General features: G+C 38.2%; 27 protein-coding genes and 2 tRNA genes. 10 read left to right on the top strand and 19 right to left on the bottom strand.

The features are described 5' to 3' along the window. Positions 1 to 183 precede the first annotated feature (183 nt). From PX700_RS09010 to PX700_RS09030, 5 genes are all read right to left on the bottom strand, one after another. Positions 184 to 585: a hypothetical protein gene (locus PX700_RS09010; protein ID WP_024599672.1), complete on the bottom strand. Its 402-nt coding sequence runs from the start codon at positions 583 to 585 to the stop codon at positions 184 to 186. 10 nt (positions 586 to 595) lie between these two features. Then, entirely contained in the window at positions 596 to 1,129 is a 534-nt protein-coding gene (locus PX700_RS09015; RefSeq protein WP_479520523.1) for a hypothetical protein, read from the bottom strand. Positions 1,130 to 1,238: 109 nt separating this feature from the next. Further along, complete coding sequence (locus PX700_RS09020) at positions 1,239 to 2,615, bottom strand: class II fumarate hydratase (RefSeq protein ID WP_479520524.1); 1,377 nt, start codon at positions 2,613 to 2,615, stop codon at positions 1,239 to 1,241. A gap of 11 nt (positions 2,616 to 2,626) precedes the next feature. Then, positions 2,627 to 2,992, bottom strand: a complete 366-nt coding sequence (locus PX700_RS09025; RefSeq protein ID WP_231609258.1) for a hypothetical protein — start codon at positions 2,990 to 2,992, stop codon at positions 2,627 to 2,629. Between the two features lie 101 nt (positions 2,993 to 3,093). Next, positions 3,094 to 3,279, bottom strand: a complete 186-nt coding sequence (locus tag PX700_RS09030) for a hypothetical protein (RefSeq protein WP_010554833.1) — start codon at positions 3,277 to 3,279, stop codon at positions 3,094 to 3,096. 200 nt (positions 3,280 to 3,479) lie between these two features. Here PX700_RS09030 and PX700_RS09035 point away from each other — a divergent pair, with 200 nt between their 5' ends. Then, entirely contained in the window at positions 3,480 to 4,070 is a 591-nt protein-coding gene (locus tag PX700_RS09035; protein WP_024599676.1) for a DUF938 domain-containing protein, read from the top strand. Here the strand turns inward: PX700_RS09035 and PX700_RS09040 are convergent. From PX700_RS09040 to PX700_RS09055, 4 genes are all read right to left on the bottom strand, one after another. Beyond that, complete coding sequence (locus PX700_RS09040; RefSeq protein ID WP_479520525.1) at positions 4,047 to 5,186, bottom strand: GNAT family N-acetyltransferase; 1,140 nt, start codon at positions 5,184 to 5,186, stop codon at positions 4,047 to 4,049. The two genes, PX700_RS09035 and PX700_RS09040, sit on opposite strands and share 24 nt — an antisense overlap. Positions 5,187 to 5,192: 6 nt before the next feature. Beyond that, positions 5,193 to 6,593 (bottom strand): alpha/beta hydrolase, encoded by a 1,401-nt coding sequence (locus tag PX700_RS09045; RefSeq protein ID WP_479520526.1) that lies wholly within the window; start codon positions 6,591 to 6,593, stop codon positions 5,193 to 5,195. Then, a complete protein-coding gene (locus PX700_RS09050; protein ID WP_479520527.1) occupies positions 6,586 to 9,303 on the bottom strand; it encodes an ATP-binding protein in 2,718 nt (905 codons plus the stop codon). Before PX700_RS09050 ends, PX700_RS09045 begins: the two co-directional genes overlap by 8 nt. A 72-nt stretch (positions 9,304 to 9,375) precedes the next feature. Continuing rightward, on the bottom strand, positions 9,376 to 9,831 hold the full coding sequence (locus PX700_RS09055) for an Lrp/AsnC family transcriptional regulator (RefSeq protein ID WP_479520528.1): 456 nt from the start codon (positions 9,829 to 9,831) through the stop codon (positions 9,376 to 9,378). 136 nt (positions 9,832 to 9,967) lie between these two features. Here PX700_RS09055 and PX700_RS09060 point away from each other — a divergent pair, with 136 nt between their 5' ends. After that, a complete protein-coding gene (locus tag PX700_RS09060) occupies positions 9,968 to 11,137 on the top strand; it encodes a PrnB family protein (RefSeq protein ID WP_479520529.1) in 1,170 nt (389 codons plus the stop codon). A 1-nt stretch (position 11,138) separates the two neighbouring features. Next, positions 11,139 to 12,263: an aminotransferase class V-fold PLP-dependent enzyme gene (locus PX700_RS09065; RefSeq protein WP_479520530.1), complete on the top strand. Its 1,125-nt coding sequence runs from the start codon at positions 11,139 to 11,141 to the stop codon at positions 12,261 to 12,263. Here PX700_RS09065 and PX700_RS09070 read toward each other — a convergent pair. The 4 genes from PX700_RS09070 to PX700_RS09085 form a co-directional block, all read right to left on the bottom strand. Then, the gene (locus tag PX700_RS09070) at positions 12,247 to 12,735 is read right to left on the bottom strand and encodes an RNA-binding protein (RefSeq protein ID WP_415638446.1); all 489 of its coding nucleotides are present in this window, start codon (positions 12,733 to 12,735) and stop codon (positions 12,247 to 12,249) included. The two genes, PX700_RS09065 and PX700_RS09070, sit on opposite strands and share 17 nt — an antisense overlap. A gap of 634 nt (positions 12,736 to 13,369) precedes the next feature. Continuing rightward, positions 13,370 to 13,462: transfer RNA gene (locus PX700_RS09075), tRNA-Ser, on the bottom strand. A 52-nt stretch (positions 13,463 to 13,514) separates the two neighbouring features. Continuing rightward, a tRNA-Ser gene (locus PX700_RS09080) sits at positions 13,515 to 13,605 on the bottom strand. A 220-nt stretch (positions 13,606 to 13,825) separates the two neighbouring features. Then, complete coding sequence (locus tag PX700_RS09085; protein WP_004335040.1) at positions 13,826 to 13,966, bottom strand: hypothetical protein; 141 nt, start codon at positions 13,964 to 13,966, stop codon at positions 13,826 to 13,828. A gap of 326 nt (positions 13,967 to 14,292) precedes the next feature. Between PX700_RS09085 and PX700_RS09090 the strand changes: the two genes are divergently transcribed. Further along, positions 14,293 to 15,162 carry a diacylglycerol/lipid kinase family protein gene (locus tag PX700_RS09090; protein ID WP_479520531.1) on the top strand — a complete coding sequence of 290 codons (870 nt, stop codon included), beginning with the start codon at positions 14,293 to 14,295 and terminating at the stop codon, positions 15,160 to 15,162. Positions 15,163 to 15,198: 36 nt separating this feature from the next. On the opposite strand, the gene PX700_RS09095 is transcribed toward PX700_RS09090, so the two are convergent. Continuing rightward, positions 15,199 to 16,128 (bottom strand): DMT family transporter, encoded by a 930-nt coding sequence (locus PX700_RS09095; RefSeq protein WP_479520532.1) that lies wholly within the window; start codon positions 16,126 to 16,128, stop codon positions 15,199 to 15,201. Positions 16,129 to 16,230: 102 nt separating this feature from the next. Here PX700_RS09095 and PX700_RS09100 point away from each other — a divergent pair, with 102 nt between their 5' ends. Beyond that, positions 16,231 to 17,673, top strand: coding sequence for an aminotransferase-like domain-containing protein (locus PX700_RS09100; RefSeq protein WP_479520533.1), 1,443 nt, complete (start codon positions 16,231 to 16,233; stop codon positions 17,671 to 17,673). Between the two features lie 76 nt (positions 17,674 to 17,749). Here PX700_RS09100 and PX700_RS09105 read toward each other — a convergent pair whose 3' ends face one another. Then, complete coding sequence (locus tag PX700_RS09105; protein ID WP_479520534.1) at positions 17,750 to 18,544, bottom strand: YggN family protein; 795 nt, start codon at positions 18,542 to 18,544, stop codon at positions 17,750 to 17,752. A 388-nt stretch (positions 18,545 to 18,932) separates the two neighbouring features. On the opposite strand from PX700_RS09105, the gene PX700_RS09110 reads away from it, so the two are divergent. After that, positions 18,933 to 19,118, top strand: a complete 186-nt coding sequence (locus PX700_RS09110) for a PA3496 family putative envelope integrity protein (RefSeq protein WP_007579801.1) — start codon at positions 18,933 to 18,935, stop codon at positions 19,116 to 19,118. 117 nt (positions 19,119 to 19,235) lie between these two features. On the opposite strand, the gene PX700_RS09115 is transcribed toward PX700_RS09110, so the two are convergent. The 3 genes from PX700_RS09115 to PX700_RS09125 all read right to left on the bottom strand — a co-directional run bounded on the left by PX700_RS09115 (position 19,236) and on the right by PX700_RS09125 (position 20,806). Further along, positions 19,236 to 19,733 carry a glutathione peroxidase gene (locus PX700_RS09115; protein ID WP_415638450.1) on the bottom strand — a complete coding sequence of 166 codons (498 nt, stop codon included), beginning with the start codon at positions 19,731 to 19,733 and terminating at the stop codon, positions 19,236 to 19,238. A 72-nt stretch (positions 19,734 to 19,805) separates the two neighbouring features. After that, positions 19,806 to 20,105, bottom strand: a complete 300-nt coding sequence (locus PX700_RS09120) for an AzlD domain-containing protein (protein WP_004335020.1) — start codon at positions 20,103 to 20,105, stop codon at positions 19,806 to 19,808. Continuing rightward, positions 20,102 to 20,806: an AzlC family ABC transporter permease gene (locus tag PX700_RS09125; protein ID WP_479520535.1), complete on the bottom strand. Its 705-nt coding sequence runs from the start codon at positions 20,804 to 20,806 to the stop codon at positions 20,102 to 20,104. Before PX700_RS09125 ends, PX700_RS09120 begins: the two co-directional genes overlap by 4 nt. A 107-nt stretch (positions 20,807 to 20,913) precedes the next feature. Here PX700_RS09125 and PX700_RS09130 point away from each other — a divergent pair, with 107 nt between their 5' ends. The 4 genes from PX700_RS09130 to PX700_RS09145 all read left to right on the top strand — a co-directional run bounded on the left by PX700_RS09130 (position 20,914) and on the right by PX700_RS09145 (position 25,020). Continuing rightward, entirely contained in the window at positions 20,914 to 21,570 is a 657-nt protein-coding gene (locus PX700_RS09130) for a cytochrome b/b6 domain-containing protein (RefSeq protein WP_479520536.1), read from the top strand. A gap of 210 nt (positions 21,571 to 21,780) precedes the next feature. Further along, on the top strand, positions 21,781 to 22,344 hold the full coding sequence (locus tag PX700_RS09135) for a chitin-binding protein (protein ID WP_479520537.1): 564 nt from the start codon (positions 21,781 to 21,783) through the stop codon (positions 22,342 to 22,344). Between the two features lie 141 nt (positions 22,345 to 22,485). Further along, complete coding sequence (locus tag PX700_RS09140) at positions 22,486 to 24,561, top strand: S9 family peptidase (RefSeq protein WP_479520538.1); 2,076 nt, start codon at positions 22,486 to 22,488, stop codon at positions 24,559 to 24,561. Positions 24,562 to 24,621: 60 nt separating this feature from the next. Beyond that, positions 24,622 to 25,020, top strand: a complete 399-nt coding sequence (locus PX700_RS09145; protein ID WP_415638455.1) for a hypothetical protein — start codon at positions 24,622 to 24,624, stop codon at positions 25,018 to 25,020. 22 nt (positions 25,021 to 25,042) lie between these two features. Here the strand turns inward: PX700_RS09145 and PX700_RS09150 are convergent, their stop codons facing one another. Further along, the gene (locus PX700_RS09150) at positions 25,043 to 25,795 is read right to left on the bottom strand and encodes a LytR/AlgR family response regulator transcription factor (RefSeq protein WP_479520539.1); all 753 of its coding nucleotides are present in this window, start codon (positions 25,793 to 25,795) and stop codon (positions 25,043 to 25,045) included. Between the last annotated feature and the right edge of the window lie 207 nt (positions 25,796 to 26,002).

Genomic DNA, 26,002 nt, shown 5'->3' on the forward strand with positions numbered 1-26,002 from the left:
AATTATTTTTGCGTTGTTTGGTACTGCGGCGAGTTATTTTGTACGCTTTATTTATGCGTATTGGGTACTTAAAACAATGCCCATGAAATACATTATTAAAGCGGGTATTTGCGTGGTATTGGTGGTAGTAATTTCAGCGTTAATTCCATATTTAAGTTAACGCTGAAGTTAAGGTGGCCGTTTTTATTTTATATCAAACGACTGGCACTGCTGATTAATACACAGCGATTGCACTTCAAGTACAGGAGAACAATCAGTTAAGCCTTGTGCTTTATTTTGTATGCTTTCTTGTTTTGTTATTTGTTGAGCAAGCTGTTCTGCTTCTTCTTGAGAGGTGTTTAGCGTTGAATAAACAGCATATTTACTCGGTCCGCCACAAGCACGTGCGCCGACTTCAAGGACTTTGCACTGAAAGCTAGCGGTGCAGCTATTATTACTCACCATGTTATTCAGATCATAGTTCAAGTCAGACAAGTTTTTACTTTGCTCATTTGACGTCACAGTGCTAGCACAACCACTTAGTAATAAAATGCTGCTAGCAATGCTTATAATTGACAGTTTAACTGTTGATGGTAAACAACTCATAACGTTATCCTTAAAATGCACTTACCGCTGAGCCTTCAAGTTTAACACATTTATTTTCAACACACTGCGTGCTTGGCGTTGTTAAATGCTGACAAATGCTCATCATTCCTTTTTGTGAATTATAACTACTTTCAAGCTTAGTAATTTTGTCGCTAAGGGCTGTTACTTGATCTTCAGACGCAGTGTTTGTTGAATATACGACAAAGCTGCTTGGCCCACCACATGCGCGACTGCCTACTGCACTTATTCTGCATTGGGTGCTGGTATCACATTGCTTATCTGTAATTAGTGTATTTAATTCGGTTTTAGCTGCTTTTATATCGTCTATTGAAACGTTTTTTAAATCAGCTTTTGGTATTTTTTCAGCAACTACGTTCTTTTTAGTATTTTCTTGTAATTGAGTGTTTTCTTTTAGCTTTTGTAGCTCTTGCTTTGGTGCTTCAGCTTCTGAGGTGATTGTTACTTGCTGCGTTTCAGTGGGTGCTTTATCTAAGCATGCAGTTAAACACAGTGGTAAAAGTATGGCTAACAATGGGGTACGCATAACAAACCTTGATAGTGATGAAATATTCATCACTATCATACACGGTGCATTTTTTACGGCAATAAAAACTATATTATCAAGTAATTAAAGGCACTAAAAAATTATTCTGTTAAAGTCCGCCCTGCGTTAGTTTGGTAGGGTTGAGTAATTTTTCGAGTTCTTCGCGCGGTAGATCAGTTTCTTGTTCGGCTACATCAATAATAGGGCGGGCTTCTTTATAAGCCTGCTTTGCTATTTTTGCTGCTTTTTCATAACCGATCACCGGATTAAGCGCCGTTACCAAAATTGGATTTTTAGCGAGCGCTTTATCTATATTAGGCTGATTTACCTTAAAGCTGGCAATGGCTTTATCGCCCAATGCCTGCGCGCTATTGGCAAGTAATTCTATGCTTTGTAAAATATTATACGCAATGACTGGCAGCATAACGTTTAGCTCAAAATTACCCGCCTGGCCGGCTACCGTAATAGTGGCGTCGTTACCTATTACTTGTGCACTTACCATTGCGGCTGCTTCAGGTATAACAGGATTTACTTTGCCAGGCATAATAGATGAACCTGGTTGAAGCGCTTCAAGCTCTATTTCACCTAAACCTGCAAGTGGGCCTGAGTTCATCCAGCGTAAGTCGTTTGCTATTTTCATTTGTGCGACAGCGAGTACTTTTAATTGCCCTGAAAGCGCGACGATGGCGTCTTGTGAGCCTATGTTATAAAAAAAGTTACTACTAGGCGTAAATCTAATGCCTACATTGGCACTCAGGTTTTCTGTAAATTTTGCTGCAAATTTAGGGTCTGCATTTATTCCTGTTCCAACGGCTGTACCGCCTTGTGCGAGCTCGCATACACGCTCTAAGCTATGTCTAATTCCTGTAGCGGCATGGTTAACTTGTGACTGCCATGCACTTAGAGTTTGATCAAAAGTTACAGGCATTGCATCCATTAAATGCGTACGGCCCGTTTTAACTATATGGCCTACTTCAGCTTTTTTCTTTTCCAGGCTTTGCGATAAGTTTTCAAGCGAAGGAAGTAATTCATACACTACGTTTATTGCACTACTGAGTGCGATAGCAGTAGGAACTACATCGTTAGAACTTTGTCCCATGTTTACATCATCATTAGGGTGAATGCTTTCACTGCCTATCCGGCTAGCAAGCGTTGCAATAACTTCATTGGCATTCATATTTGAGCTTGTGCCCGAACCGGTTTGAAAAATATCAACGGGGAAATGCTCAATGTGCTCGCCATCAATAATACTTTGGCAAGCTTGCTCAATAGCATTGGCTTTAGCTTTGCTTAAATGCCCAAGCTCATAGTTACTTTGTGCTGCGGCTTGTTTTATATAAGCCAGTGCAGTTATAAATTGCTTCGGCATAGGTAAGCCACTAATGGCAAAATTATTAACCGCTCGCTGTGTTTGCGCTTGATAGAGTGCATCAGTAGGTACTTTTAGCTCGCCCATGCTGTCTGATTCTGTTCTAGAGTTGCTCATAAGTGTGCTCCTTAAAAAGGGTTGAATTCGTGACTAAGAATACGAGCTTCACGCTCAAGTATTAAAAATTGTGCAGTATTGTTATGCACTTTATAAAACCGTTTTAGTGCTAATAAAGGTTTGTATAACTGCTCTAAACATTGTTTACGAATAGCATTATGTATAAGAGGGTCGCACATTTTGTTCATAATTTCATGGTGTGTGCGTCGAAGGTAAAACTCTTGAAGCAAGGGATTACGTTGTTGCTCAAATTTTTTGGCGACGTTAAGGGCGGTTTCTATGTAATCGGCAACGAGCATGGGTGCATGTAGGCCTGGTCTTAAGCAATGGCAAGAGAGTTCTTGATGGTAACGATGCTGGGCATAATTTGAAGACATAAAAAAACCGACTCAAGTTAACGATAATGGTTATCATTACATTTAATCGGTTTCAGTGTAAACAGTTATTATAAAAATTATTTGCGATACTAATTTGAGTTTTAATTGTAGCCAAGAATAAATATCTGATCTGTTTCATGTTTGGTCATCGCCTGTTGATTGTGTTTAGGGTGCGAAAGTAAATCGATTACTGTAGCTCTCATATCAACGGCGTAACTATGATCGTCGGTGGTTTTTTCGGTTATAGCAATAGCTGCGTCTACAGCTGTATAAGGGGGTATATGCATAATTTTATCCTTTGAAATTTAATATAAGTTAAACCCTTTAGTGGGTTAGCTATATAAAAGCATATTACGTACCAATCATAATGAACCAGTTCAACCGTATGATAGTTATAGTGTTTAAAAATTATATTTTTTTCATCACGACAAAATAAGCTAAATTTGCTTTACTGTTGTGCATTAATCTACAATTTTGGTGCACAGTAATGACAAAGCCATTTTCACAAGCCTGTGAAAACAATAAAACCCCTATTTTAGAGCAATTAAGAGTTGTATTAAAAAACACTAAAACAGTACTCGAAGTTGGCTCAGGAACCGGCCAGCATAGTGTTTTTTTTGCAGAGCAATTACCACATTTACAGTGGCATACAAGTGATCGCGCTATAAACCACGAAGGGATTAACTTATGGCACCGCGAAGCTAATTTAACTAATTTACATGCACCACTTGAGCTTGATTTAAATAATGAATGGCCAGTAGATAAGGTTGACGCTATTTATACTGCAAACACATTTCATATTGTAAGTTGGCAATTAGTTGAACGTTTTTTTGACGGTGTTAAACGTCACTTAAATAGCGACGGTATGTTGTGTATTTATGGGCCATTCAAATACAAAGGTGAATTTACCAGCCCAAGTAATGATGACTTTAGTGCTTTTTTAACAGAGCGCGATCCGTTAAGTGGAATAAGAGATTTTGAAGCAGTTGAACAACTAGCTAAGCAAGCAAGGCTTACGCTTATTAGCGATACAGCCATGCCTGCAAATAATCAGTTACTCGTTTTTAAACGGCAGTAATGAGCTACATTGCTCTTTATATATATCAATATGGCCGCGTTCACGCTTTAAGTAGTCGCTTATTGCATTACTAAAGTCGCCATCAACAATATGGTGAGCAGAGTAGGTAAGTACGGGTTCAAATCCGCGTGCTATTTTGTGCTCACCTTGTGCACCCGAATGAAAACAGTTGAGTTTATGCTTTATTGCAAACTCAATACCTTGGTAATAACACAATTCAAAGTGCAGCGAATCTACTTCTTCACTTGCTCCCCAGTAGCGCCCATAAAGCGTATTTTTACCTACTAAACTAAGTGTTGCAGCAATCACGTTATCGTCTCTTTTGGCCAGCATAATAACTAGAGTATTAGCCATTAAGGCGTGTAAAAGCGTAAAAAACTCCATATTTAAATAGCCCAAATGACCAGATCGCTTTAAGTAGGTACGCTGATAAAACTCACAAAACAATTGCATTATCTCGGGCGTAATTTGCGTTCCTTGCAGCCATTCAATATCAATGTTCTGTTGCGCTATTTTAGCTCGCTCTTTTTTAAGTGACTTACGTTTTCGTGAGCTAAGCACCTGCAAAAAGTCGTCAAAGGATTCATAACCTTTATTAAACCACTGAAATTGCACACCTACTCTTAACATGGCGTGTTGCTCAGTTAATGAGGTGGCTTGGGCTTGGTCGCAAAAATTAACATGCCACCCCGACCACCTTTGCTCAGCACTGTGTAAGCTAAGTTGCTCTGTAATGTACTGATACACCGTATTTGGGTTAGCGTGCTCGATAGCAATACGCTTGCCTTCAATAGGGCTAAAGGGAATGCCAGATAGCCATTTTGGGTAGTACTCTAAACCATGTTTTTCGTATGCCTCAGCCCATGCCCAGTCAAATACATACTCGCCGTATGAATGACTTTTTAAATACCCGGGTGCAAGTGCAACGAGCGTATCATCTTCAAAAATAGCGAGGTGATGGGGCTGCCAACCGCTTTTTTGTGTTACGCATTGGCTTTGTTCAAGGGCATATAAAAAAGTATGTTGAGTAAATGGTTCATCACCAAATAAACGTTGCCACTGCGCCTGATCAATCTCATTAATACTGCTAAACCATTGGTGCGAAAACGTTCCCATGACTACTTACCTTGTAGTTGTTCTAAGCTGTTCTACGTTTTTAATAAACGTACTAATTTGCATTTTAAGCTCGGTAAAATGAGGATTATAAGTTAAGCGCTGTAAAGCCGGATAGTGTTTTAAGTTGGCGCTTGTACGCTCTCCTAGTTGTGGTTTTTTAGTTGTTTTACATGTTTCATACAGGGACTCATCGTTAATAAAGCTGCCACAATTGCGATAAGTGGCGTTAATTCCATAATGTGGATTTTGCGGTGAGTTAACAACAGCAATATGCGACATACCATGAACCTTTTTACATTGAGGTGTTGTGCATTGCGGATTATTTACTGTGTAGTCACTCGCAAAGTCTGGCGGTAAAATATTGGTGCTTCCATAAAGTACTAAAGTATCGAGTGGCTTATATTTTACTGAATTATCTTTGTGTAATGTACTCAATAACTTTAGCGTGGCACGCGTGTCTATCGTGGTATCAATATCACTAAGTACACTAAAAATAGGTAATTTAAGTGCAGGGCGTTTGTTTAAGCTACTTACACTTGCAAGTGACATTGCATCGTACGAAGCGGCAGCTGCGTTTAGAGGAAATGATTCATACTTAGCAAAGTCTACATCGGCATCTTTATCAATCCAATTAACAAAGGGTATGGCATCAATCCACTTTGCTATCCAGCCGTACTTATTATGTGGCTCAGAGCCGGGCGAATAAAGCATAAGCGCTTTAATTTTAGAGGATACAGTGTGTTTGGTTGCGTAATCAATAAGTAACGCTGCACCGGTAGAGTAACCTGCGAGTATCACCTCATCAAAGTCTTGTACGGAGCGTTCAATACCGTATTTTATTGCTTGTTGCCATTGGCTAACGTCTACATTGAGTAACGCACTTGCGGCGCTTCCATGTCCTGGTAATAAAATAGTACGCACAGTATAGCCTTGCTGATAATACACTTGTGCTAAATCGTGATACGTAAAGGGGGAGTCAGTTAGTCCGTGGATTAATAGCGCAACTTTATTGCTGTTTGGATGCGTAAGCTCAAAAGGGGCAATAATATCTGCAATAGTAGGGTCAGGTTTTCGCGTACCTTGTGTTACTAATTGCTGATACGTTTGTGTAATAACAGGGCATGGCATATTTGCACGTGGATTGGCTTTATTTATATGTTTATATGCAAAATCTAAGTAATCGTTAAATGGCAAAAGGGCGTGGTAATTAAAGCGCTGGTGGTTGTGCTCATTTTCAAAGCGTAATAAGCCTTGTTGCTTACTTTTTGTTATAAATTTAAAGTCGCTCGCCTGCGATATACAGTTTTGAGCGACGGTAATATGCGAAAAAATACTTAAAACAAAACCAAAAGCTACTCTTAAAACTATTCTTAAAACTATTCTTAAAATTAAATCACTATTATTCATTAACTACTGCATATTGGGCAAGACACTCAGTTAGCTTAATGAGTTCAAGCGGTTTTGCAAGATGTTGGTTAAATCCAACGGCTTGTGCATGTGCTTTATCCTCTGGCATAACGTCGGCAGTTAAAGCAATAATCGGGAGTTCTTGTTCGGTTTTAAACTGGCGGATTAGGGCCGTTGCCCTATAGCCATCCATTACAGGCATTTGGCAATCCATAAGCACTAAGTCAAAATGCTGCTTTTTAACTATATCAACGGCCAGTTCGCCATTTTCTACTATATACGGCACAATCCCCAGCGAGCCAAGCATCGCTTTAATAACCATTTGATTCACTGGGTTGTCTTCTGCGACCAAAATGTCTAGCGAAGTAATATTAGTATTATCAAATGTAATAACATGTTCTTTTTTAGGCTCTGTTGTTTCTAATTGCATTGAAAATGTAAACGTAGAGCCTTTATCTATTTCACTTTCAAGTGCTATTTCTCCCCCCATTAATTGGCTTAGCTCTTTTGCTATTGTTAAGCCCAGCCCTGTACCACCAAATTGCCTAGAGGTAGAGCTATCAGCTTGGGTAAATGCATTAAATAATTTTTTATGTTGGCTTGGCTTTATACCTATTCCGGTATCCCTAATGGTTATAACAAGCTGTACTTTATTGGCGGCAGTAAACTCTGTTTCTATGTTTAAAGTAACGCTGCCTTGGCTTGTAAATTTAATCGCGTTACTACATAAATTAAGTAATATCTGCTCAATTCGCATCGGATCACCAATAAACCAGGTATCTAAAGGTAGCTTTGAGTTAACTTGCCATTTAATACCTTTGTTAACAGCACTTTGTTCAAACATATTGTTTATGCGTGTTATTAAGGCACCTAGGTCGAATGCAATAGATTCAATAACTAACTTTTGGGATTCTATTTTTGATATATCAAGAATGTCATTAATTAAGTTTAATAAACTTTTAGATGATGAGTTTATTTTATCTAAATAGCCAATGAGTGTACTTGCAGTGTCTGTTTCGCGAGCAAGTGAAGAAAAACCAATAACGGCATTGAGCGGTGTTCGTATTTCGTGGCTCATATTAGCTAAAAATTGGCTTTTAGCTTGATTAGCTAAATCGGACTGCTGTTTTGCTTGTGCGAGTGAGTGTGTACGCTCTGCAACTTGACGTGTAAGCGCTATTTGTTGCTGATTAAACAGTAGTAAAACCATTAAAATTAAAGAACATACGGCAACTTGAAGTATGAGTAATAATAAAGTTAGCTGACTGTTATGTTGTGTTAAAAAGCTTTCTTTAAGGGATAGTTTTACAATCCATTTTTGCCCTGCAAAGTCCACGTCAAACGACATTAAACGGCTGCCTTTGGCTTGCTGAACATCTTGAGAGTAATTACTATAAAACGGCGGTGTGTTTGTATCTTCATATATACCAATCGAAAACATATCAGACTGCTGTTTAGTAATAGCTTGTTCAATAATACTTCGTACTAAAAATACACCTGTGGCATAGCCTTTAATTGTTTCTTTATCGTTACTTTGAGAATACACAGGAGCAAATAATAAATAAGCTGGCTTAGGCTGTTTGGTCTGTACTAGTTGAATTATCTTAGTCCCTACGGGCATATATTTTATAGCAGGGTTAAGCAGGGAATTTTTTCGATCAGGGTTTGAAAATACATTAAAGCCAATAGCTTTTTGATTACCATTAAAAGGAGCTATGTATTTTACTATAACAAGGGGATCGCTAATTTCAAGAGGCTCACCTACTACATCAACATCTAAATGGTAAATGTTTGATATCTCTTGAGCAAAGACGTCTCGTTGATCTTGAGGTATTTTTGCATTCCACGATAAAGCGTGAATAAACGCATGCTGGGTTAGTAATTGGCTAGCATAAGAATAAAAATCTTGTTGGCTTAATGTTGAAGATGATTGAACCTGACTTGCTAGGCTCTGCACTGCAATAATACTGCGATTTGTATATCTATAAAGGCTATTTTCTATAACGTGTACTTCACGTTCGGCGATTTTAATTGTGCTTATACGGTTTTCTTGATCGTATAGCTGTGTTGTAACCGCAACCGACACAAATAAAATAGAACATACTGCAATTGTTGGAAACGCCGATATATTATGTTGGTTAGACTTTTGTGGTAATAAAGAAAGTAAAAACGGAGTTGCAATTATTACTCCTAATGTATCGCCAAGCCACCAGTAAATAACATTCTTCCAATGATTATCAATACTGTAAACTGAGTTAAATTGACTAAGAGCGAACACGCCAAAGTTAGCCGAAATTAAACTGACTAATATGGCTATGACGAGAATAAAGTAAATTATGTTTTTACGCTTTTTAAAGCGTAGTGGGTGGCCAAGCCAAAATTTTAGTAAAGCAGCGCCCACCATTGCCTGTATAACCACACCAAAGGCGATATACATTGCCTCGTTAAATGAGTTACCGACAAGGACTAGCTCATGAGCTGAACTATCAAAAATATTTAAATTAAATGCAATTGCAGCTACAAATAAAGGCGGGATAAAGCGCCACCACCAAATATAACAACCGACCAGAGCAATACCAGCAGGTAACCAAACTGGAATTATTTGTGAATTAAAAGCAAGTTTAGTGAGTGCTATACCCATTAAAAAATATGCTAAAGCAAACATGATGTAAAAAATAATGGAATGATTTTTAGAGTTAAAATTTTTCACATAAGGTCCAAGCAATTATTATTATCGTTTTGAAATATCATTATAGCTAACAGTAAGTTATTTTGGTTATTTTTATAATGGTAACTGTTTTTTGCTAAATGACTGCTTTAACACGACTGTTGATTCTATATTTGCAATACAACTTAAACTACCTAGTTGATGTTTTACAAATGTTTCGTAGCTCTCAAGATCATGTGCAATGATTTTTAATAAATAATCATAGCTTCCTGATATTACACAACACTCTAATACATGTGGTAATTTTTCTACATGTTGCTCAAATTGCTCTGCAGCACTTACCGAGTTTTGGCTTAATCGCACAAACGCATATACCAACACATTAAGGTTAAGTGTTTTAGGATTTATGGCGGCGTGGTAGCCGGTAATAATGTTTTCTTGCTCTAACTTTTTTATACGTCTTAGGCAGGGGGTATCTGACAGGTTAATGCTGCTGGCTAAATCTGAAACCGACATACGAGCTTGGCTTTGTAGTGCGATAAGTAATTGCTGATCTTTTTTATCTAACATAGTTGTCGGCTTTTATTAATTATTTTTATATTTGTAGTGATTATTGCTAAGTATTACAGTTTTTACTAATTTTTTTGGCGTTTTACCCTCATTGAACTCTGTTAGCATTTAACTATAAAAATAATAGAGCACAACAATGAACACACATACCGCTATTTTTGATCACTGGATTCGAACCGAGTTTGTCACTTTAAACAGTGAATTAGAGCAGCTTTATTGGCAGCAAACAGATAAAGCAAATGTAGAAGGAATAGGCGAGGCCTTAAAGCAACAATTAGAAAAAGAAGGCAACGTATTAATTAGCAATTTATTAGCCGAGGGAAACACAGATCAAGGCTTTGATAGCGCTTTTGACTTACTCGGTAACGTAGGATTGTTTATGGCAGCATGCCGTCGCCATGAAATTACCGAACCAAGCAGAGAAACCACCTCCCCACTAATAGAAGCCTCAGCGCTTGCTATGCATATAGGCGCATCTATTGGCGTAACCCCTCGTTTTGCTACCGCCCACTTAACTACTCATAACAAAGCACTTAACGGTACCTATAAGCGCTTTACTAATTTACCTGATGAAAAGCTATTTATAGATTACAACACCCAAGGTATTTTGGCCTATAAACGCGCAAGTGATGCTTTACTAAAAATATTGCCGTTAGGTATTTCACATCCTTTATGCGGTGAGTTACTAAAAGTAGCTAAACAGGCGCTTATAGATGTTATTGATTCAAATAATGCACTTTATACTGAGCTCGATACAGATCGCTTTTTTAACTGTGTTCGCCCTTACTATAAGCCGTATCGTGTAGGTAAAGAGGTTTACAGAGGCGCCAATGCTGGTGACTTTGCAGGTATTAACGTGATTGATATGTTACTAGGGCTTTGTAGTGCAAATGAGCCTAGTTACTCGCAAATGCTGGTGGATAAGTTTTTATATATGATGCCAGAGGATCAACAAATCCTGCGAGAAGCCATGCGTATGCAAAGCTTTATGGATGACTTTTTACAAGCAGAGCAATATAAAAATACAAATTGGTTTAAAAGCCACGCAAAGCTATTTATCCAAGTGTGCAAATTACATGGCGACACCGCAGTCGGTCATCATAATCAACTAGTCGAAAAGTTTATTGCACAGCCCTCAAAAAATATGCAACAGCAGCATATGAGCAAGGTAACAGCAAGTGGTCCGCCGCTTCATGTATTACTTGATTCGCTCGAAAAATTAAGAGATAGGCGAGCCAGTGCAAAACGCGACGATATAAAAACACGTTTTGATGATCTAAATACACTTAAAGAATGGGTTAAATAGCATGCTTCAAAATGATTTTTGTATGGCCGATGGCTGTTATTTATTAAACCACTCGGTAGGGCGTCCTCTTAAAAATACGCAGCAATATTTAGCCCAGCATTACTTCCTTCCATGGGAGAGATCAAATAAAGAGCCTTGGCAGCAATGGCTGCCCGCAGTTGAGCAGTTTACTACTGTACTTGGTAAGTTATTTAATGCGCCTAGTTCGCAGTTTTGTCCTCAAGCTAATTTATCAAGTGGCTTAACAAAGTTGCTTATGTCGCACCCTCGGTTACAACAAAAAAATTGTAAAGTGCTTATGGCGCAAAGTGATTTTCCGAGCATGGGCTTTGCAATGCAAAAAGCATTACCAAAGTGCGCGCAAATCATGTTTATACCTGAGCACGAAGATTTAAGTGATATTAGTGTTTGGCAGCGTTATATAACCGCCGATATCGATTTAGTTTTTATAAGCCACGTATATTCAAATACAGGAGTGCAGGCACCTGTATACGATATTGTAGCTATAAGTAAATTAACCAAGAGTTTATCGATAGTTGACGTTGCTCAGTCTGCGGGTGTTATACCGCTTGATTTAAGCGTACTCGATGCTGACTTTATGATTGGCTCGAGCGTTAAATGGTTATGTGGTGGTCCAGGCGCAGCATATTTGTGGGTTAACAAACACCAAATAGCATATTGTGAACCTAAAGATGTGGGTTGGTTTTCGCATCAAAACCCATTTGAGTTCGATATTAATCATTTTGAATATAACGCCAGTGCGCTCAAATTTTGGGGGGGCACTCCTTCTGTAGCGCCTTATATTATTGCCGCCAATAGCATTGCTTACTTTGCAGAGCTAACTGCTCACAAGGTAAGGGAGCATAATTTAGCTATGCTTACGCTTATTCATGAGCAACTAAGCGAATATGTTGTATCACCTATGAGTAGTGATAAATGCAGCGGGACTGTTATTTTGTTTTTTGCCGGGCTGCAAGAATATGTACTTACAGGGCTTGATAAAGCGAAAGTTAGTGTAGATGCTCGTAAATTTGGAATACGAGTATCGCCACATATTTATAATACCCGAGAAGACGTTGAGCAGTTTATATCGATAGTAAAACAAGCGCTTAAGGATTTTGGCTAAGCTGCTGCTTTCTTTGTTTTAATGACTCTATTTTTTGCTGCGTTTGATTAATTGATGCGTCGTAAGCTTGCTTTAACGAATTTGTTTTAGTTGCGATAGCATCAGCAATAGACGAAGCGCCTAAACGATTGGCTTTATCTTGAGTCATGTAATCTATCTGTTGTTTTTTAGCTGCATATTCTTTTTGGCTTTGTTCAATAGATAGCTCAAGGCGCTTTATTTCACGCTCTATTTGTTGAACTTCTAAGTAATCATCCACAGAGGAGTCGGTAATACCTTTACCGGGTGTAGAGCTTTTGTATGCTTCAATTACGTTTATATCTTTTAAAGTAATAATTTGTGCATCTTTAGCGCAAGGCGTTTGGCTAAAGGTAGGAACGCCCTTAATGACACATTTATACACAGTTGTACTTTGTGCCAAGGTAAAAAATGGTGTTGCCGCGCAAACTGATAGCAATATGAACCGGATCATAGCTAAACCTAAAGTGGCTAAAGTTGTGTTAATAATGCCCTAAGTTATTACTAGGCACAATTTGTTTAGTTGTTATAAAGTTTAGGCACAAAAAAACCACAATTAAGTGGTTTATTATATATGGGGTCTATTTAACGTTAAGAAAATTATGCTAGAACTAGGCAAAAATTTTTGTATCTAGTTGTTCTAAATAAAAAATTTTTAACGACGTTATAGTGAAATTTAATTCGTTAAATTGATCAAAGATTTATGCAGGTTGGTATAAGTATGGTCCAGAGGGGGATAGACTTGCTTACATCCATGTAATCAATCGCTGCGCGACGCTTGCAGCGGCCCAAAATGTTCCAGACATTTTGTCGAACCCTGTCGAGGGTTCTCACCCTCCCAATTTAGTATCGGTGTTAAAATTTAGGCACAAAAAAACCACAATTAAGTGGTTTAAATTAAGTATGGTGGAGAGGGAGGGATAGACTTGCTTACATCCATGTAATCAATCGCTGCGCGACGCTTGCAGCGGCCCAAAATGTTCCAGACATTTTGTCGAACCCTGTCGAGGGTTCTCACCCTCCCAATTTAGTATCGGTGTTAAATTTTAGGTACAAAAAAACCACAATTAAGTGGTTTAAATTAAGTATGGTGGAGAGGGAGGGATTCGAACCCTCGATAGAGCTACAAACTCTATACTCCCTTAGCAGGGGAGCTCCTTCGGCCACTCGGACACCTCTCCAACGCATAACCGTTTGTATTGATGGAAGTAAAAAAAGCCACCAATTAAAATATGGTGGAGAGATAGGGATTTGAACCCTAGATGGGCTATAAACCCATGCCGGTTTTCAAGACCGGTGCATTCGACCACTCTGCCATCTCTCCGTGACGCAGAATAATACTTAGGTGATACCGCTGTGTAAATAGCAAAATGACTGTTTGCCTAAAAAATGTACGTAAATGAGGTTTTTTTTGTAAATAAGGGGAAATTAAGGCAATTTTTAATAAAATAAATAGGTTGCAGCAAACAAAGGGGAGCTAAATAAGTGACTTCATTTAGTGGTTAGGTGTTTGCTGCACCGCAAAAATAATCATGGTCGAGTGATTATTTATATTGAGCTGCGCCGCTAAGTGCTAGTCTTTTACCAATTGTGTTAAGTTTAGCTAACATTCTTGCTTTACGGTTAGTTGGTTTAACGGCTACTTGAGCTGCTGCAGTTTGATTTAATGTGTTAATTGGTTTCATTATTTTGCTCCGGGTTGTATATGTTGAAATCGCGTGCATTTTGCACGTTGTTTGATTAAAAATACAACGATAAAAATTGAGTCTGAGGGATTAGATAAACTAATCCGATTTCATTTTGTTAACGTGCGATTCAGTAAGCTGTATTATTGTTTTTGCATATGTATTTACGTGTAAATAGGCTTTTCCTGCTTTAATACTGGGGTTCTTTGTTTTTATATTTAGTTGTATGCATTTTGCATGGTATTTTTTGAATAGTTATTCAGATTAAAAAAATTCAATTAAACGCCTATTGTTTTGTCCTTAAACAGATTCATGGATACAAAAGCTTGTCACTACTGATAATTATTAAACCAAGCATTAAAAAACAGAGTAAAAAATCACTAATGTGGCTTAAAAACACCTGTAAAAAACGTAGTTTCTCTTATTGTATATTTACTACAACAGGAAACTTTGAGAATGACTGTGCTCAAATAAGCTTATTACTGAGTAAATTTACCAAAGCAATCGTACTAGGTGGAGACGGCACATTAAACTTAGCGGTTAATGCATTAATAGGGAGCAATTGTTCGTTAGCGTTGTTGCCCTGCGGCACAGGTAACGATTTCTCTAGGGGATTTGGCTGCAAAGAATATGATTGGCGAAAAGCATTATTTAATACACCGACAGCAATTGATGTAGGAAAAATTAATAGCCGCTATTTTATTAATATTGCAGGAGTAGGGCTTGATGCCCATGTAGTTAAAGTAATTGAGGCTAAAGCTAGTTTTTCATCTTTTGATTACAGTTGGATGAGCGTAAAAGAGCTATTTTACTATCAAGCTCAGCAGTTACACGGCACGTTTAATAATGATGCTAGGCAGTATCAAAATTTAATTACCGTATTTGCTAATCATAAATTTTTTGGTGGTGGTTTAGAAATAGCGCCAAATGCTGATTTAACAGATGGAAAGCTTGAGTGTTATCAAATGCGATCGGGTGGGCTTTTTTATAATGTAATAAGTTTTATTAAATTATTTTTTAAGCGCCATCAGCATATAAAAAATCTTACCTATAGCCGTTTAAGTAAAGCTTTCATAAATACTGAAGGGTTATTGATTGAAGCAGATGGTGAGTTGGTAGGCAAAACACCTGCGGTTATTAGTGTGCATGGACACGCTTTATTGTTTCATATGCCAATAAAAAAGCGCCTACAGTAAAGTAGGCGCTTTGTGTTAGTTGCGTTAATAACGCGTCTAACTGGGGATGGAGCCACTTTTAGCTATTGCTCTATTTGCTAAAAAGGCATTAATTCGTTTTGTTGGGGTAAGCACAATGGCATTACCTAATAGCACTAGGCTAAATCCTGCAAAGGTATTTGCGTGCCATTCAAACCCTTCAAAAAAGCTACTTAGCGTTACTGCCACTAATGGAAATAAAACAATAACGTAGCTGGCTTTTTCGGGGCCAATATTTTTTAGTAGTGCAAAGTAGCAACCAAAAGCGATTACGGTGCCAAATATTGATAAGTAAAGTAATGACAACCAGTAACTCGGTGGTGCGTTTACACTAAATTGCACGTCATTCATTAATACATATAGCGCTAAGCCCACGGCGCTATATAACATGCCCCATGCATTGCCTTGTAATACACCAATTTGTTTACGAGAATTTCGAACGCTTACCATATTTCCTAATGAAGCCACAAAGGTACCGCCAAGAGCAAGTAGTAACCCGACCAACGCACCATTACTTAAGTCGAACTGCTGTAACTGTGGCCAAAATAGGCATGTTATACCTAATACAGAGAGAACAGCACCTGTATAAACTCGCTTTGAGATTGGCTTACCAAAAAATAATCGGGTGTTAACTATGTTCATAACCAGCAGCATCGAAAAGGCAATGGAGCTCATGGCTGAGGTTAGGTAATTTTGTGCCCAGTAAAGCATTAAGTAATTTAAACCAAAGTTAAACAGAGCTAATAAAGCAAAAAAGCCATGATCGACTAATGAGAAACGCATGTCGGGTTTTTTGTACGCTACATACAACCACATTAAAAGCGCTGCAATAGCAAAGCGATAAAATAACGATAACTCGACTGCAATATCGCCTAATTGAAATTCTATGGCTAACCAAGTAGAACCCCAAATTAAAACGGTTGTAATGTATAACGCTGCACTTTTCATGGTTAGTCCTCAAAGCCCGATTGAATGGCTATTTTAAGACCTATCTGTATACTTACCATATACAGAAAAGTAAAAATGTAACCTATACAGATTTGGTGTGTGATGATAAGACAAAAAAATAGCCAAGGGCACGATTTTTTATATCAACAAGTTATTCAGTTAATTAGAGATATGAGCGCTCAACAAGTTTTACTCCCCGGCGAAAAACTTCCATCACTGCGTAAAATGGCAGATAACTTAAATATAAGTATTCCCACTGTAAAACAAGCGTATCAAGCACTTGAGGATCAAGGACTAGTAGAGGCACGCGAAAAATCAGGCTACTTTTTAAAAGCGGTTAACGCCGCGCATAACTTACCTAAGCGAGTTAAGTTAAGTCGAGAGCCTGTTGTGGTAAATAAACAAGCCTTAATAGAGCAGGTATACAGCGCGATTCATCAAGCTAACGTAGTCCCTTTTGGTATCGCTAACCCTATAGCCGCTGCACCTACCGATAAAGCACTTGCCAGAAATATGCGCCGCGTAATGACAATTGCCGGCAGTAAAGCCATTAACTATGGGCCAACAGATGGATTTGTACCGCTGAAAAAGCAACTAGTGCATCGCTATCTAGATTTTGGCATTGGTATTGATATGGACGAGCTTGTGATCACCAATGGTGCACAGGAAGCCATGGCTATTGCGCTTAAATGTGTAACAAAGCCAGGCGATATAGTGGCCATAGAAACGCCCTGTTATCACGGTATTATAGAGCTAATAGAGAGCTTAGGCCTTAAAGCGCTCGAAATACCACTGTGCCCAGATAACGGCATTTGGCTAAACGATTTAGAACGTGCTTTAAACGAGCATGATATAAAAGCCTGTTTATTCTCAACCGCTATTAGTAACCCCGTGGGCAGTTTTATGCCAGATACAAACAGACAGCAGCTGGTGGAGCTACTTGAAAGCCATGACGTAGTGCTTATTGAAGATGACGTATACGGCGATTTATATTTTACAGCAAAACGAGGCACTCCTGCTTTAGCGTATTCTAAAAAAGGGTTAGTGATCAGTTGCTCATCTTTTTCTAAAACGGCAGCGCCGAGCTATCGTATAGGTTGGTTAGTTGCCGGTAAATTTGCAACACAAGCAAGGCGATATAAAAGAGCACTAAGTTGCTCTGCGTCGTTAATAAATCAATGGGCGTTATCAGAATTTATTGCCTGCGGCGAGTACGACCGAAACTTAAAAGTACTCAGGCAGCGCCTACGTGATAACAAAGAGCGTATGCGATGGTGCTTACAACAAGCTATGCCAAAAAACACACGTATAAGCGACCCTAAGGGAGGCTGCGTAATGTGGCTTGATTTAGGAGGCGAATACGATAGCCAAAAGTTATTTTTACTTGCGCTTGAAGTGGGTATTAGCATAACCCCGGGGCTTATTTTTTCAGCCTCTAATAAATATAAAAGCTGTGTAAGGTTAAGTTATGGTGTGCAGTGGAGCGAGCAGATAGAGCAAGCAATTATTACTCTGGGTAAGCTCACTTTATTAGCTAAAAAGTAAGTTTTTGTAGCACAAAAAAGCAGCATTTAAGTAAACTTAAGTGCTGCCAAAGGGATGTTAAATAACGTTTGCTGTATTAATTGAGTTTAAAGCTAAATAACTGGTAACCTTTAAGTTCTGGCACTTGCATTACTAATTGCTCTTCTTGTTTTGCAATATCAGCAAAGTTTCCACATAAAGAGTTAGCACGTTCTTCAAGTGCGCTTGCATGAAGCTCCACTTTTTCTTCTATTTGAGCACCCATATTTTCCATGCGTTGCTCAAAGGCATCCATATCGCCACCTGAACCAAGTAATTCAGAGCCTAAAGCTACTAAAATACTGCCCATAGATTGCATTACGGCAGACTCAACAGCTGTTTCTATTTGCTCTTCAAATTGTTGCTCAAAGTTTTCACCAAATTGGTTAAAGCTTTGTTGACCCATTACAAATGTACCTTGTTGGTAAAATGTGTTTTCTACCTCAATTTTAATGTCGTCCATAAGCTCAGACATATTATCGAGGCCGTCAATATTAAATGCATTACCTACTTCTTCTAATGCCACACCGGCAATTTTAACACCTTCTAGCGCTATATTAGCTACTTCAGGTAATTGTGTGCGTAAACTATCAGAGTATTTAGTGAGCGCTTCGCGCTGCGAATTATTCAGCGCTACAAATTCGCCATTTACGGTTAAGTCACCACGGGTATTAAATTGCATGGTTTTATTGTTAGCGGTAAAAATTTCTAATTCGTTTGGCTTAATGCGTACGTCATTTTTAAATTCGACGTTACATTCATCATTACTAAATGAAATTGCAGAATCGTTGTCGTTGTGAGCCATTGCAGCAGGTGTACAAATTAATGCGCTAACTAATAGTATTTTTTTCATGTTTATTCTCTACTTTTTGTTGATGACACTTAACTAATAACAAGTTTGGTGCCAGTTTTTATTTTACATAATAAACAATGAGTTAAAATTTATAGAACACGTTCCATTTATTCTTTCAGTTAATAAATAGCTATTTTTTAGTCAAATTGGCTAATAAATAAAAAGCAATAAATTTTATTTATCGATACGATAAAAAACTCTCACTTTCCTCAATTCAAATTTAGCGCTATTTATTCACATTACTGACATGAAGACTATTTACAGTAGTCACGTGGCTTTATTTTGATGTTAATTTGCAGAGCACTTTAGCGTTGAACATTTTTTAATTTTACCGACTATTGCGATAATAAAATCCTTGGTTGGTCTCAAACACTTTATGGAGTGGGTTGTGGGTAAGACATTTAGTTACGATGCGCTAGATGACGATTTTGTTGAAGACGAGTACGAAATGCTCGGACGTAATCAACACGATAAGAACAAGCAAAAGGTTAAGAAGAAGTTGGAAGACTACCTTGAGCAAAAACGCTTGCGTAAAAATCTAGGCGAAGACGATTTAAGCGATTACACCGATTAAATTTCGCTAGTATAAATAGATACCAATTAATATTGAGAGTTTAAATGTACAGCTATACGTATGTTTTAGTTTTAATAGTATTGGCAATAAAGAGGCCTTGCGCCTCTTTATTACTTTTTAAAGCGTATTTTTAGCCTGCGTTAATGCTTTTTGAATTGTAAGCTCTAGCTTTTCGGGTTTAGTGAAAGGTGCATAGCGCTTAATTGGCGTACCATCTGCGGCAATTAAAAATTTAGTAAAATTCCATTTTATTTTACGTGTTAAAAAACCAGGTAAGGCTGATTTTAAGTGACGAAATACCGGATGTGCATGCTGACCGTTTACATCTACTTTAGCTGCCATTAAAAAACTAACTCCGTAGTTAATTAAACATTCTTGCTCAATTTGTTCTGCACTCCCAGGTTCCTGTTGACCAAATTGGTTACACGGGAATCCCAAAATAACTAAACCTTGGCTGGCATACTTATCGTGCAAAGCTTGCAGAGACTCGTATTGATAGGTAAATCCACATTTGCTTGCGGTATTAACAATAAGCACAACCTTCCCTTCAAAATCATTAAAGTTGATGGGTTGACCCTGTAAGCTTGTTGCGCTTAATTGATGAAATTTGTGCATATTGACGTCTTTTTATTGTTGTTAGCCGCATTTTAACCTGAGTGAACTCTTTCATAAAGTATAAAGAACGCACTAATTTAATATTAAAAATAGTCCCATGCCGGCAAGCGTTGTGTAATAAATATTATGTGTTTTGTAGGCAACAATAATGGCAACTATCGCTGCGCTTAAATAAGGGTTTTGCCAGTTTAAATTAATGCCATCTTCATTTAAAAACACAATAGGCACCCAAATAGCGGTAAGCACTGCGGGGGCGCTAAAGCTTAAAAACTGCTGCATTTTAGGTCCCACTTTAAACGGTAAAGCACGATGCAAAAATAAATAACGTGTAAAAAATGTAATACACGCCATAAGTAAAATAGTCGTCATCATGGCGTCACTCCCTTTTTAGCGGTTAGCCTGGCTGTAGTGTAACCTGCGCTCATTGCCAGTAGTGCAGAGCAAACAAGCCATAACTCAAATCCTGTGCTTTTTAAAAGCGTTGCGCTAATACCTGCCACAATTACCGTAACGAGTGAGGCCAAATTTTTAATCCCCGGAATAACCAAAGCTATAAACGTCGCAGCAATCGCAAAGTCGAGCCCTAAATTAGTTAAATCAGGCAGCATTGTGCCCGCTACAATGCCAATTAATGTCCAAATATTCCATGCAATATAAAAGCTAAACCCTGCGCTTAATGCGTATATTAAACGTGTTTTTGTTCTGTATGCTTTTCGGTGATGAGAAAATGCAAATAGCTCATCGGTTAAAACAAAGCTCACCGGTAAGCGCCAACGCATAGGTTGATCAATCACCTTATGACGCACGGCTAATCCGTATAAAAAATGCCGAGAGCTAATAATAAATGTTGTGAATAGAATGGTTAGCAAGGGGGTATTGCCCGCCATAAGTTCAATCGCCACAAGCTGTGCAGAGCCTGCAAAAACTAATAACGACATTGCTTGGGTTTCAAAGGCGCTAAAGCCATTTTGTATGGCTAAAGAGCCACATAAAATACCCCAAGGAACAACGGCTAAACACAGTGGTAGCATATCTAAAAAGCCTTTTAAAATAGCTTTTTTAACTGGTTGCATGATTTTTACTCTGTTGGTGAGTAGAATAGCGCATAAGGATACCTTAATATTATGATGTTAAAGTAGTTAACGAATTAGATAATACTGTTTTTTTAAGGATAGGCGCAATGACGACGTTAAAAGTGTGGGATGGGTTTATTAGATGCTTTCATTGGTTTTTGGTTGTAAGTATTGCGGTGCTTTATTTTAGTATTGAAGAAGGCATGATTGAGCTTCATTTTGTTGCTGGATTTTTTACTTTGGCACTTATCGTAACACGTTTAATATGGGGCGTTATTGGTAGTAAAACCGCAAGGTTAAGTGCGTTACTACATTCTCCTCGAGCTATTTTTAAGGCATTAAAATCACCAAGCGACTCGCTAGGCCATTCAGCGCCCGGTAGTTGTATGGTGATAGTGTTTTTTATATTAATTATAACGCAACTCGTTAGCGGCCTAATGAGTAGCGATGGCATTTTAACTGATGGCCCGCTGGCTCAATATGTGTCGAGCGATGTGATTGATTTTTCAAACTGGTTACATGAGCTGAATTTTGACATTTTACTTTATGCTATTGGCTTACATGTATTAGCTATTATTGTTTATAGAATAAAAGGTAAGCCGTTAGTTAAAGCGATGATCACAGGCTCAAAAGAATTAAAAGGGAGTGATTCTGAGGCTAAAGTAACAAAAGCGTCTTGGCCTGCGTGGCTAATATTTATATCTTTACTGGTGTTGCTGATATTTACGTGGGCGAAAGAGCCTTTAACTTATTTGTTTAGTTAAAACATAAAACCAATCTTAAAGGGTTGGTTTTTATTCTTGGTTACATTCTTTTGTTTGATTATTGTGCGAGGCCGAATTATAATCGCTGCATTACTGGCAAACCAACTGCATAAAGACTAAAGAGTTATGTATCGCTTGCCGTCAGTGTATTTTTTGTGTATCCATAGTATATGGATAAGATTTTGTAACTCTTAAGGTGTTGCTGTGTTTATGCATACGTCGTTGGCCTGTGGAAAGTGGTCAACAATAGGTTGCTTAAATCATCATACCCAATTATTTATTGGTGATGTGGTGAGTGTAACCTTTTACGACATGCAAGGAGTGCTAGTTAGTTTATCATTTGATTACAAAATCACCGCGCTTGAACAAGGTGAACCTCACGCATGGCCACGATTAGTTGCCGAGCACATTAATGTGCATGTACCTCTTGTTAGCGCAGGTAAAATGACCGAACAAGGTTTAATTATAGCCTATCGAAATAATGAAATTTTTGCTTTGCAAAGCAGTGGTATATGTAAAGCGCATGTCGACTTTCATTGTATTGCAAAATGCGATGAGCGTGTTATTAATAACGCCGATGCATATGACTATGTGTACCCTGAAAATTGTGAAAACTATAACGCGGGTACAAAAGTACTGCAGCCAAAAACAGGGCACGTTTATCAATGCAGGCCTTGGCCTTTTAATGAGTTTTGCCGCGCGAGCGACGATAATAAATCGATGTTTGAACCCGGTGTAGGGCAAAGCTGGGCTATGGCTTGGCAGCAAGTATAAAGCTTAAGTGAATTATCTTCCCAAAGGTATAGCGGTTTTAATAATGAAGCGTTTACCGTTTTAGCCCATCCAACTATTGGATGGGCTTTTTTATTTTTATGATAAACTGCAAATCACGTTATTTTTTTAATTGGTTTTGTTGTGTCTCGTCCTGACTATTCTTTAAGTTTATTGCCTAATTTCCCTATTGCTAAACAGCAAGCTCATACATTAAGTACTCATAATAAAATACGTACTGATAATTACTATTGGATGCGTGACGACGATCGCCAAGATGAGCAAGTACTCGCACATTTACATGCTGAAAATGCGTATTGCGATGAACAGTTAGCTGCAATGAAACCACTCCAAAATACACTTTTTGAAGAGCTAAAAGCACGCATTGTAAAAGATGATAACTCGGTCCCTGTTAAAGACGGAAAATACTGGTACCACTCAGAAGTACGTGGTGATGATGAATACTCGCGCCACTATAGAAGCACGAGCATAAAAGCTGATAATAAAGAGCTTTTACTCGATGTGAATGTATTAGCTGAGGGATTTGAGTTTTATGAGCTAGGAGAAGTTGCACTAAGCCCATGCGAGCAGCTTATGGCTTACTCAGAAGATACTGAAGGCCGTCGTATTTATAATGTTCGCTTTAAAAGCTTAGCGACCGGTGAAATGCTACCCGACGTACTTGAAAATACAGAAGGACAAGTTGTTTGGGCGAACGACAATAAAACAGTTTTTTATGTAAAAAAAGATTTAAAAACGCTACTAGGATACCAAGTATTTAGGCATGAGCTTGGCAGCGAGCAAAGTCAAGATGTAATGGTTTACGAAGAGCAAGACAGCAGCTTTTTTATGGGGCTTGGTAAAAGTCGCGACGAAGGCTTAATTATTATTGATTTAGCATCGACAGAGACCAACGATACATGGGTGCTTGATGCTAATAAGCCCACTGACGAATTTAAAGTATTAATGCCGCGTGAAGATGGCCACGAGTTTGACGTAGATAAGCTAGGCGACACTTTTTATATTGTGACCAACTGGCAAGCTAAAAACTTTAGACTAATGACGGCAACAAGCGAAACCATTGCTGATAAAACACAATGGTTTGAGCATACAGCCCACAGAGAAAATGTTCTGCTTGAAGGTATTGAGTTATTTAATGACTTTTTAGTATTGAGTGAACGCGAGCAAGGGCAAGCTCGATTTGTAGTTGTTAATAAACAAGGGATTCGTATGGCACTTGAGTTTGCCGATCCTTGTTATTATGCAGCAATAGCGATGAACCCCGAGCCAGACACACGCACTGCGCGTATTTATTATTCCAGCTTAACAACACCAGGGTCTTTATATGATGTTGATTTAGCAACAGGCGAAAAAACACTACTTAAACAGCAAAAAGTCCTCGGTAGTTTTAATGCCGATGACTATCAGTCAGAGCGATTAATGATCACTGCTCGCGACGGAGTTAAAGTACCTGTATCAGTTGTTTATCGAAAAGACAGCTTTAAAAAAGATGGCACAAATCCGTTATTTCAATACGGCTATGGCGCCTATGGTTATACCATCGATCCTAGTTTTTCTAGCTCATCACTGAGCTTGCTCGATCGTGGCTTTGTTTATGTAATAGCGCATGTTCGAGGCTCTGAAATGCTAGGGCGTCAGTGGTATGAGCAAGGTAAAAAAGAGCATAAACAAAATAGCTTTAGTGACTTTATTGATGTGACAAAAGCGCTTGTTGAGCAACGTTATTGTGATGATAATAAGGTATTTGCCTCAGGCGGCAGTGCCGGTGGCTTATTAATGGGCGCGGTTGTAAACCAAGCACCAGAGTTATATTGCGGTGTTGGCTGCCATGTACCATTTTTAGACGTATTAACCACTATGCTTGATGAGAGTATTCCGCTCACAACAAATGAATACGATGAATGGGGTAACCCAAATGATCCACAGTTTTATAATGTGATAGAAGCTTACTCGCCTTATGACAATATTAGCGCACAAAACTACCCGAACATACTCGTTACTACCGGTCTTCATGACTCGCAGGTACAGTATTGGGAGCCTATGAAATGGGTTGCAAAAATGCGTGAACTTAAAACAGACAGTAATATTTTAGTATTTAAAACCGATATGGATGCGGGGCATGGCGGTGCATCAGGTCGCTTTAAAAGCTTAGAAGAAAAAGCCCTCGAAATGGCCTTTTTTATTGCACTGTTAAATTAACTGCAAAATTGTAAAGTTGTATTACTCTATATATAGAAGTTGATATATATAGGGTAATTTATGTTTGGAGCACATGGCGAATTTCAAATTTTTTCACAGCCACCTACTATGTATTTAAAGCTAAATGGAAGCTTTAACAACGAAGGTATTGCGTTGTTAACGAGTGGTGTTATGCAGGAGCTGGGTAGCCACCCTAAAAATACCATTAAGTTTGTGGTTGTTAATTTAAAAGAGTTTGAGCTGTTAACTTTGGATGGCCTTGATTCATTAGAAGCCTATTTTGCCGGTGTAAAAGAACGAGGCTATCAACGAGTTGACTATATAAACATTAATATCATAGCTAAAAATATGTTTGAAAAAGTATGGAAAAATAGCGATGTAGAAGTTAATTTTTATAAAGATACCGAAAGCTATTTATTAGTGCACTCAAATGACAGTTATATAAAACAGAACTGGTAATTAATATGAGTATTATAAACCGCTACTGAAGAGGGCTTATAATACTCTCTAAACACCTTTTATAGCGCCTTGAAAGGTTTAAGCACATATCGTTTTTAAGCCTTACTTTATAATCGCCACTGTCAGTAGGCATTAGTTCGCAGATAGCTTGTTTTCTTACCAGCGTTGAGCGATGAATACGAATAAACCCTTCTGGCTCTAGCTGCTGTTCAATATTTTTCATGGTTTCGCGGTGTAATACCGGTGTACTACCTTGTGTAAAATGTAGCTCTACATAATTGCCCGCACCATTAATCCAAATAATATCATTGATATCAATTAATCTTACCTTACCTACATCCTTAACTACGATATGTGATGATGGTTTTTCGGTTTGTGTGCTTTGTTGATATTTACGCTCGGCCGCGCTTGCAATCGGGCAAAGATGAATAAGTTTATCAAAGCATTTATCAATACGTGGTGCAGTTGAATCTACTATTAAAAAATCAACAGCGCCCACTTCAAAAGCAAAACTCGCAAAATGACCCGACTGGGCAATAATGACTAACTTAAGCTTTTTAGCGAGCTCCGTTAAATGCACTATTTGCATAGGATCAGCTAGATTAGTTAGTTCGTAAAAAAGTACGTTGTATTGATCTGTATCTATCTGATCTAATCTGTTTGCCTGAATAAAAGATTGAGATTCAAAGTGTCGGTGCTCTTGCACGCGCTTTGTTAAAAATGTTGCAAACTTAGTGTTACTAACAAAAGTTAATGCATGAAAAGAAGCGACCATTATTTTATATCTCTTGCTGTATATAATAATAAAGACCGTGCTTAGCGGAAAAACTGTTATGAAAAATACAATATATTTATAAAATCATTGTGACGTACTAATTCATCCCATCAAACTAGCTATTCATACCAAAGACTACGCCTTATAAATAATGCCCGTAGAGTGTTTAAAAAAATCCCCTTACTGTAATCCGCGAAGTAACTATTT

Source organism: Pseudoalteromonas sp. TP27, assembly GCF_056470645.1.